This window comes from Alteromonas sp. ABH4_456 (genome assembly GCF_056160645.1).
Genome location: NZ_JBSWXO010000002.1, coordinates 362,448 through 377,789, shown reverse-complemented (window position 1 = coordinate 377,789; position 15,342 = coordinate 362,448). Strand labels below are relative to the sequence as shown.

The 15,342-nt window shown below is 50.6% G+C and carries 15 protein-coding genes and 1 pseudogene; 3 read left to right on the top strand and 13 right to left on the bottom strand.

The features are described from left to right. Positions 1–48: 48 nt before the first annotated feature. The 12 genes and pseudogenes from ACXAG2_RS04710 to gspC all read right to left on the bottom strand — a co-directional run bounded on the left by ACXAG2_RS04710 (position 49) and on the right by gspC (position 11,430). Positions 49–804 (bottom strand): type II secretion system protein N, encoded by a 756-nt coding sequence (locus tag ACXAG2_RS04710; protein WP_474842119.1) that lies wholly within the window; start codon positions 802–804, stop codon positions 49–51. Then, positions 804–1,277: a type II secretion system protein GspM gene (gene gspM / locus ACXAG2_RS04705; protein ID WP_474864998.1), complete on the bottom strand. Its 474-nt coding sequence runs from the start codon at positions 1,275–1,277 to the stop codon at positions 804–806. The genes ACXAG2_RS04710 and gspM overlap by 1 nt, the downstream gene beginning before the upstream one ends. Then, positions 1,277–2,470 (bottom strand): type II secretion system protein GspL, encoded by a 1,194-nt coding sequence (gspL, locus tag ACXAG2_RS04700; protein ID WP_474864897.1) that lies wholly within the window; start codon positions 2,468–2,470, stop codon positions 1,277–1,279. Before gspL ends, gspM begins: the two co-directional genes overlap by 1 nt. Further along, a complete protein-coding gene (gene gspK / locus ACXAG2_RS04695) occupies positions 2,470–3,462 on the bottom strand; it encodes a type II secretion system minor pseudopilin GspK (RefSeq protein ID WP_474842117.1) in 993 nt (330 codons plus the stop codon). Before gspK ends, gspL begins: the two co-directional genes overlap by 1 nt. Next, positions 3,459–4,088 (bottom strand): type II secretion system minor pseudopilin GspJ, encoded by a 630-nt coding sequence (gene gspJ, locus ACXAG2_RS04690; protein WP_474848830.1) that lies wholly within the window; start codon positions 4,086–4,088, stop codon positions 3,459–3,461. Before gspJ ends, gspK begins: the two co-directional genes overlap by 4 nt. Positions 4,089–4,183: 95 nt before the next feature. Then, positions 4,184–4,555 (bottom strand): annotated as a pseudogene (gene gspI, locus ACXAG2_RS04685) (type II secretion system minor pseudopilin GspI); the annotation flags it as partial. After that, positions 4,552–5,190 carry a type II secretion system minor pseudopilin GspH gene (gene gspH / locus ACXAG2_RS04680; RefSeq protein WP_474842113.1) on the bottom strand — a complete coding sequence of 213 codons (639 nt, stop codon included), beginning with the start codon at positions 5,188–5,190 and terminating at the stop codon, positions 4,552–4,554. The pseudogene gspI and the gene gspH, both read right to left, overlap by 4 nt. Before the next feature lie 11 nt (positions 5,191–5,201). Then, the gene (gspG, locus tag ACXAG2_RS04675) at positions 5,202–5,627 is read right to left on the bottom strand and encodes a type II secretion system major pseudopilin GspG (RefSeq protein ID WP_442858472.1); all 426 of its coding nucleotides are present in this window, start codon (positions 5,625–5,627) and stop codon (positions 5,202–5,204) included. 8 nt (positions 5,628–5,635) lie between these two features. After that, entirely contained in the window at positions 5,636–6,856 is a 1,221-nt protein-coding gene (gene gspF, locus ACXAG2_RS04670; protein ID WP_474842111.1) for a type II secretion system inner membrane protein GspF, read from the bottom strand. 3 nt (positions 6,857–6,859) lie between these two features. Then, complete coding sequence (gene gspE / locus ACXAG2_RS04665; RefSeq protein ID WP_474864895.1) at positions 6,860–8,422, bottom strand: type II secretion system ATPase GspE; 1,563 nt, start codon at positions 8,420–8,422, stop codon at positions 6,860–6,862. 2 nt (positions 8,423–8,424) lie between these two features. Further along, positions 8,425–10,461 carry a type II secretion system secretin GspD gene (gene gspD, locus ACXAG2_RS04660; RefSeq protein ID WP_474842107.1) on the bottom strand — a complete coding sequence of 679 codons (2,037 nt, stop codon included), beginning with the start codon at positions 10,459–10,461 and terminating at the stop codon, positions 8,425–8,427. Between the two features lie 21 nt (positions 10,462–10,482). Next, positions 10,483–11,430: a type II secretion system protein GspC gene (gspC, locus tag ACXAG2_RS04655; RefSeq protein ID WP_474864893.1), complete on the bottom strand. Its 948-nt coding sequence runs from the start codon at positions 11,428–11,430 to the stop codon at positions 10,483–10,485. A 113-nt stretch (positions 11,431–11,543) separates the two neighbouring features. Between gspC and hslR the strand changes: the two genes are divergently transcribed. From hslR to ACXAG2_RS04640, 3 genes are all read left to right on the top strand, one after another. Continuing rightward, positions 11,544–11,948: a ribosome-associated heat shock protein Hsp15 gene (hslR, locus tag ACXAG2_RS04650; RefSeq protein WP_303572403.1), complete on the top strand. Its 405-nt coding sequence runs from the start codon at positions 11,544–11,546 to the stop codon at positions 11,946–11,948. 23 nt (positions 11,949–11,971) lie between these two features. Then, entirely contained in the window at positions 11,972–12,871 is a 900-nt protein-coding gene (gene hslO / locus ACXAG2_RS04645; protein ID WP_474864891.1) for an Hsp33 family molecular chaperone HslO, read from the top strand. 417 nt (positions 12,872–13,288) lie between these two features. Continuing rightward, complete coding sequence (locus ACXAG2_RS04640) at positions 13,289–14,851, top strand: phosphoenolpyruvate carboxykinase (protein ID WP_474864889.1); 1,563 nt, start codon at positions 13,289–13,291, stop codon at positions 14,849–14,851. Positions 14,852–14,932: 81 nt separating this feature from the next. Here ACXAG2_RS04640 and ACXAG2_RS04635 read toward each other — a convergent pair whose 3' ends face one another. Then, positions 14,933–15,310 carry a hypothetical protein gene (locus tag ACXAG2_RS04635; protein WP_474864888.1) on the bottom strand — a complete coding sequence of 126 codons (378 nt, stop codon included), beginning with the start codon at positions 15,308–15,310 and terminating at the stop codon, positions 14,933–14,935. Positions 15,311–15,342 lie beyond the last annotated feature (32 nt).

Below are 15,342 nucleotides of genomic sequence, written 5' to 3'. Positions count from 1 at the left end.
ATTAGCCCCGGAGTCAGGTGACGTCCGGGGCTTTGCTTTTTAAACAGCTTAAAGCTGAATTTCTGTATACCCGTCAGGACCGGGCGCACCGAAAATGGCGGCGGCCTGATGCACTTCTTCAGGTAATGACGGGTCGGGTTTGAACTTGCCTTTAATTGAGAAGTTTGAAAAACCCTGTTCCAGAATCGCATCCAGTGAAAGTCCCAGCATGTTGGGCTCTTTAACGGTAATACCGATACCTTTCCCTTCGCAGCGTAGCTGTGCTGAATAGTTACCGAAGTCGATGGGGCCGCGGGTACCGGCTACGGTGGCATTCAGCCAGTCGCCGAAGCCTGTGAGTTCGTTACAGTCGGGACCGAACGATAAGGCTTCGACTCTGGCTCTGAACCGGCCGCCGGCGTTAACCGGCAGTGGCAGTTGCACTTCCGCTAACACCCGGTCTACCGGCAGAAACAGCAAAAAGTCATCCGACTCCACGGTTTCAGGATTCAGCAGGCTGGTGCGCAGTTCGCCTTTAAACGACACTTCGTCGGAATCACGTAAATTGCCGCCTTTAATGTCGGCGTGCACGCTGCCAATCAGCATGGGTAAGCCCGCAATATCCCATTCCACGTTGGTTACCGGAATGCCTTCTACAACTACCGCCTGCGCTTTACCGTGCCAGACAGTACCGCTGACACCATAAATCTTTACGCCTTTCGGGAGTGTCTGACTCTGTATAAGGTGGACGGCGGGCATGTAAGCCACCACAAAGAAAAGAAACACAAAAACAGCAGCGAGGGTCCAGAGTATTTTCGATTTCATTATTTACCCAATTGCAGTCGACGGATGCGGATCATGCCGGGGGCGTTACCTTCGGCAAGGTCGGCCTGAAGAATGAGGATCCCCATTTCTTCCATGGTTTGCAGCCATGCCAGCACATCATTAAACGGCGCTTCATCCACCGTCACCTGAATCTGCTCGTCCTGGGGCTGCATACGGGCTATGGCGATTTTAAAACGGGCCGAGGTAGTATTGACTGCCTGTGGCAGTGAGCCACTAAAGGTTTTGATCCCGCCGCTGCGACGAAGTTGTTGTGCGCGGTTTGCATTTTCCTGCACCCACAACAGCAACTCCTGCTGGTTATCAAGACGGGCTTTCTCCTGCGCTAATCCGTCAGATAAGGGTTGCCAGATCAGCCAGTAGAACATTGCGATAATCATGACTACACCGGTAATGATCACCAGGCGCTGCTCACGCTCACTCAATGCACGGTATTTATCCATTAACTTCATGATTAACCCCGTATCGCGACTGTGCCGATGACCATGTCATCGCGGTTATTAATCGCACCCTGCTCTATTTCGAATCCGGCGGTCTCAGCCTGCCTGCGGAACTGCTCCAGCGACTCAAAATTTCTGCCCTGTGCCTGCATACGGATTTCCGTTCTTGAGGCATCGAAACGCAACGTTTGCGGTTTGATTTGTGATGAGGAGAACGCATTAGTGAGCTGATCCATCATCACCAGCATGGAAGCGCCACCGCCTCCCTGTTCCATCGATGCCATTTCACTGCGGATCTTTAGCCTGAGATCCCGGTAAGGACCCAGCCCAGGAAATCCGGCTTTAACGACCTGATCGATTTGTGCACTCAGGCGGGCATTTTCCTGCTTGAGCTGATAAATACTCACGCCTTTATCAATGAGGCTGGTGGTCAGAGCGACAACCGCCAGTACTGCGGCGACCCGCCACTGATGCCACTGACCGGCTTTTTTTCGTTTAATGCGGTAATCGCCCTGAAACAGATTAAAGTCTGTCTTAACGGCTTCCGTTGCCAGTATGTGCATGGGCAATTCCAGCTCTGTTTGCTGGATATCTGCATTGGGTACTGAGACTAAATCGATGTCGGAATAGTTTTTCACCGGCACCAGGGTATCAGAACGACGTAACTGGCTTGCGAACGCCGGAAGCAACCAGCTCAGTTCCCCCTGCATCCCCTGCCATTCGTCTTCACGGACCAGCAATGCATCACCGATAGTCAGTACGCTCCAGGCACCCGGCGTATGGGGAACAGCCAGAACATCAGGAATGAGTTTGTCGCAAAATAACCCTGCGTCACTCAGCCATCGTTGCCATTCATCCATTTTTTCACGGCTGACAACAGCAACTGCCTGCTGGTCACCTTTTTTCGGACCCATGGCAAAAAACTGTTTGTGGATATCCTGTGCCAGCTCATCTTCCAGCATGAAAGGGATTGCATTGAGTACTTTACGGCTGGCGCGGGGAGGAAGTGTCACCCAACGCAATAACACGTCACTGGCAGGTGCCAGAGCAATAACGGCACGTTGGCCTGCGCGTTCCTTCAGGGTGGTAAGTTGCGAGGCATCAGGTAATTCGCCGGACGCAATGCTCTCCTGTTCACCGCCCGACCATACCAGCCACTGCACCGGATCTTCATGCCGGGAGCCCAGCCTGACCAGTAATTGTTCCATTACTTTACTCCTCCAAATTCACGTCGGATAACGCTTACGTTCTCTCCACCCTGAGCTTTAAACAGCGTACTGAGCGAAAAAGTGGCTTTATTGTAGCTGGTCTTCGTATGCAAAATAAAATATCCGGTGGTCACGGTGAACCAGCTTCGCTGTTCATCACTTAAATCCAGTGCCGCCAGCACGGGCTCACCCAGAAAACTGTCAACGTCTGCCCAGCCATCCTGTGGCCGGCTGCTGATAAGGCTGGTGGCCTGAGACATATCCAGTCCGGTCAGTCCCGCCAGAATGGCTGCCCGCTCTTCTGTAAGCGTATTCACATTGATAGCCAGAGCGGTATCTTCCGGCAGCACGCACACAAGAGGCAGAATAGCATTTAACCACACAGGGCTGACACCGTTTATAAGTCTCAGCTCCGATTGATTGGTCATTAAGCTGTTGGCAGCCAGATAAGGATGCTCACGACTTTCATATTCACTGTCTTCAGCACCGTAGGTACGCATGCGCGTATCGCTGTCGAGCCAGTCAGCCAGACTGTCGCGGACAGTTTCTGCGGTGTAATTGTCGATGTTATCGCCGGTGGCCTCGAGCATACGGCCGAAAGCTTCCATGGCTTCAGTGGTTTGCGTCGCACTGCTCTGATTGTTGTTATCGTCACTTTCACCCAGCGCATTCAGGTTGAAGCAGCTTTGGGCGTCTTCCAGCTGCGCCTCAATGCCGCCATTGTCGAGCGGATAAGCAAATTTTTGCGACCAGGGCTGGGTAATTACAATTTTATCGCCGGTTTCATCAAAAATGGTTTTAATCGACTTGCGGGCGAAGGCTTCTGCTCCCATGGCATACCAGTAAGCCTGATTATTATCTTTTAAGTTAGCAGCCCGCTGAATTTGTATTTGCAGGCGGGAGCCCATGTCTGTAGCTATAACCACGACAATAGCCACAATCATAAATACGATGATAAGTGCTACGCCACGCTGCTTTTGAAGCCCCTTCATAAGCTGGCTCCGCTGAGAGTAAATTCACGGCGGATGCGGCCAAAATCATCGCTGACAAATTCAAACGCGATGGCTTTGGGCAGGGTGGCTCCGACAAAACTCTCACGCCAGTTCAGTTCGTCGTTGTCTGACAGGGAGTTTTCTTCTTCATCAATATCGGCAATAAATTCAATTTTAAAATCGCTGATATCTTCCAGCAGCACGCGCACTTTCGGCTCTGTGCCCACTACATTGTCCACGTAATTGGTGTACAGCCGTTCCAGTTTGCCGTCTCTTACACGGTAGGCCACGGCCTGCAGAGTACTTCGCGGCAACATCATTTGCGGGTTTTGCCAGCCGCTGCGCACAAAAGCGAGGCCGTCATTATCGCTTTCATCTGACTCACCGCCACGCATAACAATGGTGTTTGTCTGACCGTCGGTGCGTACTGCCCGTGGCACAGCCTGCTGCATATCCCGCTCGATGGTGGTGACAGCGCGTTGCAGGCGCTGAAACTTTTCGAACCGGGCAGAAGACAGTTCATCGCTGTCGATAACCGTGGTCAGCACTGCCGTAGACGCCACGCCGATAAAGGCAAAGATAGCGATGGCAATGAGTATTTCAACCAGCGTGAATCCCCGTTGCATCATGGTGTCCCGTTATCATCGTCTGAGGCGCTGCTGGTTCCGCTGGTTCCGTTGGCGCGGGAGTTTGATGATCCGGCTGTAGCTGCAATTTCAGCAGGTTTTGCCACAAAGGTGGTCACCGAGGTTTCAAAAAATTCGTATTGATCGTCCAGCCCGACGCTGACTTCAACGGCACGTAAATCGTTATCAGTGGTTTTGGTAACTTTCTGCTGCCAGTACCAGGTACGATCCGCCATATCCATGGTGCCTTTAGCGTTATTCGCAGGCGGCCATTTGCCGGTGAGTTTCATCTCATTTAAACGATTATTGGCCACCCAGGTAGCAAAAGTGGTTTCTTCCACTCTGCTCACGCTGCTCAGATGTTCCGCCGCTGATTTCATTACCGCAGTACCGGCCAGTGCAAAAATCACCAGCGCCGCCATAACTTCCAGCAGGGTCATACCCCGTTGTTTTACCAGTGTGATCATTCTGGTGGCTGCTCCAGTGGACCATTAAGCGTAAGCGGCGGTACATCCTGATTTAATAACTGAAAATACGCCGGTGCGTCGGTGCTGAAGGAGGGTTCATAGCTGAACACAAGGGTAAACGGCGTGATTTCACCACTGGACATAATGAGAACCTGCGGAGGCGGCAACTTTTTATCTTCCTCATTTCCGATTTCCACACCGGCGTCATCCAGCGAGAAATTTTCATCGAATACTTCACGGTCGAATAACTGATCTTCTGTATCCCAGGGAAGATCGTCCAGGTTCAGTGCAAAGGTGAAAGGTTCCGCGAGGGTATGAGGCGCATACAGCTTCTCATCATCGATTTTTTGCCATTCGTCTTCGTCGTTCAGAAACACAAAATAGTATTCATGATCCGTCTGCTCGATGCGTAATCCCAACTGGCGCTGGTTCAGTACGGCATAGTCGCTGGCCATATCAACCAGCACTTGCAGGCGCTGAGCTTCTTTTTTTAACTGATCAGACTGACTGACAGTAAAAACATTGAATACCACATAAGTGGCAGCGAGCCCCATTAATGCCATTACCAGCATCAGTTCGAGTAACGTAAACCCGCACTGCAAATGCCGCTGTAATGTATGCCGGGGCTGTTTCATGCACGTAGTCGTTACAGGTATTCGTTTACGTTCCATGTACCGATGTCATCATCTGTACCCGGTTCGCCGTCAGGACCGTTAGAGTAAATGTCGTAGTCGCCCATTTCGCCCGGGCTCATGAACTGGTAAGGATTGCCCCACGGATCTTCCGGCAGGCGCTGAATGATGCCGCCTTTGGGATAGTTTTTCGGAATGGGTTCGATAGTCGGAGCCTGAACCAGTGCTTCAAGGCCCTGTTCCGTGGTCGGGAACCGGTTTGCCTGCATTTTATACATGGCAATAGCACCTTCAAGCTGCTGAATGTCTACCGCTGCTTTTTTCTTCTGAGCGATTTCCTGGTTGCCGATAACGTTGGGTAATACCATTGAAGCGATGATGCCGATGATCACCAGTACGATCATGACTTCAATCAGGGTAAAACCGGCATGTCTTCTCATTTTTCTCATTAGATATTCACCATTTTGTTCATAGCTAAAATCGGTTGCAGGATGGCCATTACAATGAACAGCACCACAAGGGCCATCACCACAATCAACATAGGTTCAAAAATTTTCAGGGAAATACTGACCTGTGTCTCAAATTCCCGTTCCTGGTTATCCGCAGCGCGGCCCAGCATTTGTTGTAATTCACCGGATTTCTCGCCGGATGCAATCATGTGCATCATCATCGGAGGAAACATCCTGGTGTTATCCAGCGCTGCCCGTAAGCTGCTGCCTTCTTTTACATTGACCGCCGCTTCGTTTATTTGATTCTTGATATGCTGATTTTGCAGCACATCCGCTGAAATGCGCATGGCTTCAAGCAGCGGAACCGCACTGGATGTCAAAATACTCAATGTGCGGGCAAACCTCGCGGTATTCAGGCTTTTACTGACTTTTCCGACCACGGGTAAGCGCAATATTAACTGATGATATTTCAACTTCATGGCTGGCTGTTGCACAAGCCGGTTACCCACGGCAACCAGAATGAAAATCAGCAGTAAAACAACCAGACCGTAACTCTGCATCCATTCACTCAAATCGATAAGAAACTGAGTGATGGCCGGCAGCTCCTGCCCCATGTTGGTAAAATTACCCACAATTTTAGGCACGACTATGGTCAGCAGCAGTGAAATAACACCAATGGCAAACACCAGCATAATGGACGGGTACACCAGCGCCTGAGTTATCTGACTGCGGGTTTGCTGTCTTCGTTCCGTGTAATCGGCAAGACGGTTTAATACTACGTCAAGGTGACCGGATTTTTCACCGGCTGCCACCATAGCGCGGTAGAGTTCGTCGAATACCCCGGGGAACTGGTTCATGGCATCCGCAAGGCCGTGACCTTCCACAACTTTACTGCGAACTGCCATCATCATATTTTTATGACGGGGTTTTTCACTTTGTTCCGCCACCGCCAGTAACGCTTCTTCGATAGGCAGTGCCGATTCAATGAGGGTAGAGAGCTGACGGGTGATCAGCGACAGATCCGCGGCCGAAATACGCGGGCGGAACAGAGAAAAGCCCTGTGATTTACCGCCGGATTTTTCCGCTACCAGTTCAACTTCTAAGGGGATAAGCCCTTTTTCACGCAATTGCTGACGTACCTGTCTGGCATTATCGCCTTCAAGTACGCCCTGTTTATTGCGACCACTGGCGTTTACCGCTTTGTATGAAAACGCTGCCATGGATTAATCCTCGCGGGTCACGCGCAACACTTCTTCCAGCGACGTTTTACCGGCCAGCACTTTATGGCAGCCGTCTTCGCGAATACTGGGGGTGGTCTGGCGAATGTATTTTTCGATAGCCTGCTCACCTTTACCATCGTGCATCATGCCGCGGATAGGTTCATCAACCAGCAGCAGCTCGTGAATACCTGTCCGGCCGCGATAACCGGTCTGATTACAGGCGGCACAGCCTTTGGGCTGATAAATGGTCGGCAGTGGCTCACCGGCGGGCAGATTCAGTAATTCCGCCTGCTGTTCGTTTGGTTTCACCGGAATACGGCATTCAGGACACAATGTTCTGACCAGGCGCTGGGAAAGCACGGCAAGCAAACTGGAAGACATCAGAAACGGTTCGATGCCCATGTCTTCAAGACGGGTAATGGCACCGGCTGCGGTATTGGTGTGCAGTGTTGAAAGTACTAAGTGACCGGTTAAACTGGCCTGAACCGCAATTTGCGCGGTTTCAATATCACGGATTTCACCCACCATCACCACGTCCGGATCCTGACGAAGGATCGCTCGCAGTCCGCGGGCGAAAGTCATATCTACACGGGGATTTACCTGAGTCTGGCCGATGCCGGGTAAATCAAATTCGATAGGATCTTCAACGGTGAGGATATTGCGGTCTTTCGAGTTAATTTCCGTTAAGCCCGCATATAAGGTGGTACTTTTACCGGAACCGGTTGGACCGGTAACCAGGATAATGCCGTGAGGCTTACGGATTAACGATGAAAAGATATCCCGGTTGCGTTTGGTCATGCCCAAATCTTCAAGATTCAGACGGGCATTGTTCTTATCTAATAAACGCAGTACGACCCGTTCACCGTGATTGGACGGCATGGTCGATACACGCACGTCAACCGCACGGCCGGCTATACGCAGGGTAATACGGCCATCCTGAGGGACGCGCTTTTCGGCGATATCCAGTTTGGCCATAACTTTAATACGGGAAACCAGCATGGAAGACAGCTTGCGGTTAGGACGTAAAATTTCCCGCAATACCCCGTCAACGCGAAAACGCACTATGAGCTGGTTCTCGAAGGTTTCGATGTGAATATCCGAGGCGCCTTCTTTAATGGCTTCACCGAGCATAGCGTTGATCAGTTTAATGATTGGCGCATCGTCTTCACTGTCGAGAAGATCTTCGGTATCCGGTAATTCTTCGGCTAATGAGAACAAGTCGCTCTCATTACCCAAATCTTCCATCAATTGTTTGGCAGCCGAAGAGTCACGCTGGAATGCCTGTGTCAGCAAGCCTTCGAATTTATCCTGCTGAATTTCCGTTAAGGTAAAGGGCTCACCGTAAAAACGGCGCACTTCAGCAAATACCGCAAATGGCGTGGCTTCGGTGTAATACAGGGTGGCCGGATCCGTATTTGTCTCCAGCAACACATGATGCCGTTTGGCAAAGCTGAAACTCAGCTGGCGGGGGCCTGCTGCTTCTGCCAGTTCATCATCCGGCAGGCTATCCATAGCTTCTTCCTGTGCTGCGATAGCCTGCTCTAGCGGGTCTTCATTCGCAGCCATGATCAATCGTTATCCTTGTTCTTCTCTTTTTCCAGAATGTAATCTTCAAAAGAGGGAGGCAGCGCCAGCGCATCATCCCATTCCGGCATGGAAGGCTGTTCCTGTGATGGCATCAGCGACACACCTTCAGAGTGGCGCTTCAGTTGCTGGGCACGGATATAGTTGTACTTACGGTGACTGATTTCATTCATACGGACACCGTCGCGCACGATGGTAGGCTTTAAGAACACCATCAGGTTACGCTTACGCTTGCTGGTAGAGGTAGACTTGAACAGGTGACCTAAAATTGGGATATCACCCAGCAGCGGTACTTTAGACACACTTTCCTGAACATCTTCATCAATCAGGCCGCCCAGTACAATGGTGCCGCCGTCATCAACAATGACCGTGGTTTTGATTTGGCGTTTGTTGATAGAAATGTCTACAGACGTAGCGCCACTGACGCTGGATACTTCCTGCTCGATGGTCAGCTGAACGGCATCACCTTCGTTAATTTGCGGGGTGACTTTCAGCTTGATACCCACTTCCTGACGATCAACGGTCTGGAAAGGGTTTGAATTATTATCGCCGGTGGTCGTGCCGGTAATGATAGGCACTTCCTGGCCCACGATAAAAAAAGCTTCTTCGTTATCCATGGTAGTCAGGTGAGGCGTTGCCAGTACGTTTGAGTTGGTATCGTTACTGACTGCCTGAACGACGGCTCCCCAGCCGTCTTTAATGATACCGGCAAGCAGGCCATTAGCGCCGCTCAGCAGGCTTGCAAGGGCGGTGTAATCACCCTCTTCGGTGGAATCGATTTGTACCACGTTGCCTTCATCGGTGATGTAGGCTTCTGTGGTGGTGGTGTCTTCTGCCTGTTTCAGCGCCACAGCCAGTGAACCAACCGGTACAACACCATTGTTAAACTGGGTGCCGCCGCCTTCTTCAGTAACCCATTGCACACCAAGGGTTGCGCCGTCGCCTTCAAATACTTCAACAATAATGGCTTCAACCTGTACCTGTGCACGGCGAACATCTAACTGGCGGATAACTTCTTCTAAAGAACGCATCATGTCCGGCTCAGCGGTAATAACCACGGCATTGGAGTCTTCATGGGCATCAATGCTGATGTCACGTTTCGCACTGCCACGGCTTTGTGTGTTGCCGCCCTGTGCTTCAGCCTGAATGCTGGCAGATACACCCTGCAGAACTTTTACCAGATCTTCTGCTTTGGCATAGTTCAGGAAGACAACGCGGGTATTGCCGCTTGATTCCAGCTCCTGGTCCATACGCTGGATCAGGTTAACAATGCGGGCACGGGCTTTAGCATCACCGCTGACGATCACTGAGTTTGTACGGTCATCTGCCACAGCGCGGGGCTCTGACTTGCCGGTGTTAGCGGCTTTGCCCTGCGATTTATTGATGCTGTCGACAATACGCACCATTTCTGATGCCGATGCGTAACGCAGCTTAACAATTTCCACTTCTTCATCACCGGCGCGGTCAACGCGTTCGATAATTTCCACCAGGCGGTTTACCACGGCCGCACGGCCTGTGAGCATCATTACGTTGGACGGATCATGAGCAACCACGTTACCGCCACCGGCCTGATCATTAAGTTGGCGAAGGATTGGGGCTAATTCACGCACAGGCACGTTATAAACGGGTACAACGCGGGTGATCATTTCGTCACCGTCCACTGCCGAACCTTCAACAACCGGAATATTGGAGGTCTTCGCCTCCTTTGAGCGCACGACTTTCAGCACACCGCTGGGCATTTCTACCACAGCGAAATCGTAGACTTGCAGTACGTTTAAAAAGAACTGGTAGTATTGTTCTTCAGTGAGCATGTCGTATGAACGCACACTGATTTTGCCCCTGACATTGGGCTCGACAATAATGGTTTTCTTGAGGTTTTTACCAACAATGGAAATGAATTCATTGATGTCGGTATCTTTGAAATTCGGCATGTACTCTGCGGCTGTGGCAGAGACGCACAGCGCGGCAGCACAGATAGCTGCAGTAATCCGGGAGAATAAAGTCCGGCTCTCTTGCCTCATGAGTCTGTCTTCCTGTTTTTATTAGTCATTACCCGCCTCCGGGATTTCCAGGTACAAGGTAATGTACTCACCATCACGTGTCAGCGTCAGCTCTATGGTATCGGCCTGACGAAGTTCACTCATGGCTTCCTTTGATTGCTGGGTATCGGTCAAATCCAATCCGTTGATTTGGATGACAACATCGCCCGCCTGCAGGCCGGCTGATTGAAACAGATCTGGTTTTTTACCCGGTTTGATTTCGTAGCCGACCAGTTGGCCATCACCGATTTTGGGCGTAATAGCGATGAAATCCATGAAATCTGCCGGGCTTTCCCGTAATGATGAGGCGACGTCTTCATCCAGCTCCACCTGATTTTGCGGAGGAGGCGGAATGCGGCGTTTAGGCGCGGGGGCTGCGGCACGGGGGGTGTCATCAGCGCGCGCTGTACGCTGGCGGTTTGCTTCGTCGTAATCCACACCGTCAAGCATCAGGGTTTCACGGCGAATACCGTTTTTAATAATAACGCGATCGTTCATGACCTGATCGAGTGTCGCGTTAGTCCCTTCTATTTTTTCGCCCAGACCGTATACGTTTTGGGTGCCCCGATTTTCAATGATCGCCGTGGCTTCTTCTTTAAGCGAACTGACTACCACGCCTGTCAGCGTTAAATTTAGTTTTGTTTCCGGTGCGTTTGTCACCGGCTGTTCGTCTGCGGCCTGTTCTGTCCGGTTGACGGTTCCGAACAGGTTCAACTGTTGTAATCCGGCAACATCGACCCCACCTTGCGCAGATGTAATGCGTTCAGGCTGTGAAGTGAGTCCGGCTGGTGTGGCAGGCCCGGCTGGTTCGGGTATAATTCGCCAGATGAGTTTTGCAGCAAACGCTAACAGGTACAGGCTCAGCAAAACAACAATTGCGAGATGCACTTGTTTCTGATGCCGGCTGAAGAAAAGTGCCAGTGACTGAGAATTCAATTTGTCGAGTGTCATGCGTTGTCGAAGGTACTGCTTTTTTAATAATAGATTTAGAGCTAGCCGACCCATCATAGCCCGGTCGAGGCGGGGGTCACAACAGTAAAACGAAAGAGTGACAAAAATATTACATGAGCAATCGTAATCAAAGCGATACTGACGTAAATGTCCGCCTGGACAAGTGGCTCTGGGCTGTTCGTCTGTTCAAAACCCGCGGTCTGGCGCGGGAGATGGTGCAGGCCGGTAAAGTGCATTACAACGGCCAGCGTGCGAAGCCGGGCAGAAACGTAGAGCCCGGTGCCATGATAAAAGTTCCGGCCGGATGGGACACAAAAGAAATAAAAGTGCTGGGACTGAGTGATAAACGCCTGAGTGCACCGCTAGCTGAAGCGCTTTATGAGGAAACACCGGAGAGTATTGCCCAGCGGGAATCCAATCAGCAGGCCCGTAAATTAAGTGCGTTTCACAGTCCGCGTCCTGACAACAGACCGGACAAAAAACAACGCAGACAGATTATTAAATTTAAGCAGCAGTAAGCTGCTAAGACAGGATAGATTTCATGAGCAACTATGATGAATTACATCGCTATTTGTTGAATGCAGCAAACGTACGCGGCGAGCTGGTCAGGCTGGAAGAAAGTCTGCAATCCATTGTGCACAGCACGGAATATCCGGTGCAGATCCAGCACCTGTTGAGTGAAATGGCAGCGGCAACCTGTTTGCTGACAGCAATTTTAAAATTCAAAGGCGAAATCGGTTTGCAAATTCAGAGTAAAGGGCCGGTGAGTTACGCGGTAATCAACGCCACCCACGAATACAAACTTCGTGGCGTAGCCCGCTGGGATGAAACGTTGACGGTTTTGCCTGATAGCTTTGGTGAACTGGTAGAAGATGCTGTACTGGTGATTACCATCACGCCGGAAGAAGGTGAACGGTATCAGGGGGTTGTAGGGCTGGACAAGCCTACACTTGCTGAATGTCTGGAAGCCTATTTCACGCAGTCTGAACAACTGGCGACGAAAATCATTCTGATGACTGATTTGCAGGAACCCACCCGCGCCCGTGCTGCGGGTATGCTATTGCAGGTACTGCCCAGTCAGGCTGCCGCAACAAATGTGGCGCAGGATACTGACTTTGAGCATGTGTGCAAGCTGACCGAAACCCTGAAAGAAGATGAAATGTTTGGTCTGCCGGTGAATGATATTCTGTATCGTCTTTACCACCAGGAAGAAGTTGAAGTGTATCCGGCTCACCCGGTTTCATTCTCCTGTTCCTGCTCCAAACAGCGCAGTGCTGACGCACTGAGAAACGTGGACAAACAAGAGTTGCTGCAGATCATTGAAGAGGATGGTGCCATTAAAATGCACTGCCAGTATTGTCATTCTGAATATCTGTTCGACAGCGTCGATGTGGAAGCCATTCACAATGGCCAGTTTGTGGAAACCCGTAAAGATCAATAAAAGCCCTGCGAAGTGCCTCCGTAAGCGCTTCGCAAAAAGCGGAAATACAACAGCGCCTGCCGGTTAAGCCCCGGCAGGTCCCGCTTTCATGCCGCAGCTGCAAAGCCCTGTTTCCGGAAAGGGCGACCAACGTTTAATTGTGTGTAAACCAAATTCTGTTCCCTGTATTTTGATTTTACAATCAAGTTACAACCCTTCCGTTTTTCTCATAATTTATTGAAAATCAATTATTATCTTTCATTCCAACTTTTTCATGCTTTACTCATTCTGAAAGTTTATTTCTTTAAAAAGTCATTCAGATCAAAAAATAATCGCTATTTGTATTTATGATGTTGTCTCTGCCCTTGTTTTATATACAATCGAATTGAAAAGGATTTTTGAAAGTTAAAATGTAAACTTACCAAAGGGCTTACCAAAATGACAGCGGCACCACTTTTAAATTCAGATACAGCAGTAAACGTACTCACTGATCTTACGTCAGCTGAGTTAATAGAAATTGCACTTAAACGTGGCGAAGGCTGCCTTGCAGACAATGGTGCGCTGGTAGTCGAAACCGGACACCGGACAGGTCGTTCTCCTGCGGATCGCTTTATTGTCAAAGAGCCCTCTACGGAATCAGACATTGACTGGGGTAAGGTAAACAAGCCCTTTGATGCAGATAAATTTGATGCATTGTGGGACCGCGTAGACGCTTTTTTAAATACACAGGAACATTTCCTTTCTCATTTACAGGTTGGCTCTGACCCTACACATGCTTTGCCAATAAAAGTACGAACACAAACGGCATGGCAGCATATCTTTGCCCGCAACCTGTTTATTCAGCCCGCAACGTGGAATCCGGATAACAAAGAGGCATGGCAGATCCTCAATGTGCCCGGTTTTACCTGTGATCCTGAGTGTGACGGCACCAACAGTGACGGTGTGGTTATTCTGAATTTTGCTGAGAAAAAGGTGCTTATCGCCGGTATGCGTTATGCCGGTGAAATGAAAAAAGCCATGTTCAGCGTACAGAATTTCCTGTTACCCGCAGAAGAAGTGTTACCTATGCACTGCTCAGCCAACGTGGGAGAGCAAGGTGATGTCACCTTATTCTTCGGATTGTCCGGAACCGGCAAAACCACTCTGTCTGCCGATCCCAAGCGCTTTCTGATTGGTGATGATGAGCATGGCTGGGCGCCCGGAAGCGTGTTCAACCTGGAAGGTGGTTGTTATGCAAAGTGCATCGATTTATCGCAGAAAAATGAACCTGTCATCTGGGATGCCATCCGTTTCGGTACGATTTTGGAAAATGTGGTACTGGATGAAAAACGCACCCCGGATTATGCCGACGTCAGCCTGACACAGAACTCCCGTGCCGCCTATCCGCTGGATCATATTGAAAAGCGTGTGGTTGAGAATAAGGGCGGTGAGCCCCGCTCCGTTGTGTTCCTCACCTGTGATGTGAGTGGCGTACTACCGCCGGTTTCTGTGCTCAGTGAAGAAGCTGCGGCCTATCACTTCTTAAGTGGTTACACAGCAAAAGTCGGCTCGACAGAAATAGGGTCTACTGCTGATATTGAATCGACTTTTTCAACCTGCTTTGGCGCACCGTTTTTCCCACGTCCTGCCGGCGTGTATGCGGAATTACTGATTAAACGGGTGAAGAGTTTCGGCGCGAAAGTGTTCCTGGTGAATACCGGCTGGACCGGTGGTCCCTACGGCACCGGCAAGCGCTTCGATATACCAGTTACCCGTGCAGTCATCGACGCCATCGTTTCCGGCGAACTGGCTAATGTGGAAACCCGGCATATTGATGGTCTGAATCTGGACGTACCGGTAGCGGTACCGGGTGTCGACAGTAAATTGCTGGTGCCGGCAGAAACCTGGGCCGACCAGGAGGCTTATCAAATCTATGTTGAAAATCTGGTGCAGGAATTCAAAGCCAATTTCGAAAAATACGATGTCAGTGATGCCATCGTGAAAGCCGGACCCGGCTTCTGACTGCTTTCTATCCGACGTTAGTCGACTTATTGCCCGCAGTGTGTCTGCGGGCTTTTTTGCAATGAAAGTTCCGGCTGGCGGTTACTGCCCGCCGGCCAGTGCGCTTTGAATGGCTTGCGGATCCATGAAGTGGGAATATTTACCGATAGCGTCAGTAACAACCGGATCCTGCATCAACTCGCCCATTGCGACCTGACCAACCAGTTCGAAGGCACGCTGGAGTGCCATGGGATCAGATTCTGAAGCAACTTTAAACTGCGCCGGGCAGTCGCTTGCGAGCAGGCGGGTCACCAGGTCGCCGATGTCCTTATCAGACTCAAGGCGGTCTTTTTCCGACACTTCGGCATAGCTTTTTATTTCAGGATGAGCGGCCATGGAAAAGAAAATCCATTTTGCCAGCGATTTTCTTTCTTTGCCGTTTAAGGAATCGATAAGACAACTGCCTAATTCGTTCGACATCGCGGGGGCGGCACTCAGGGCCGACGCGCTGA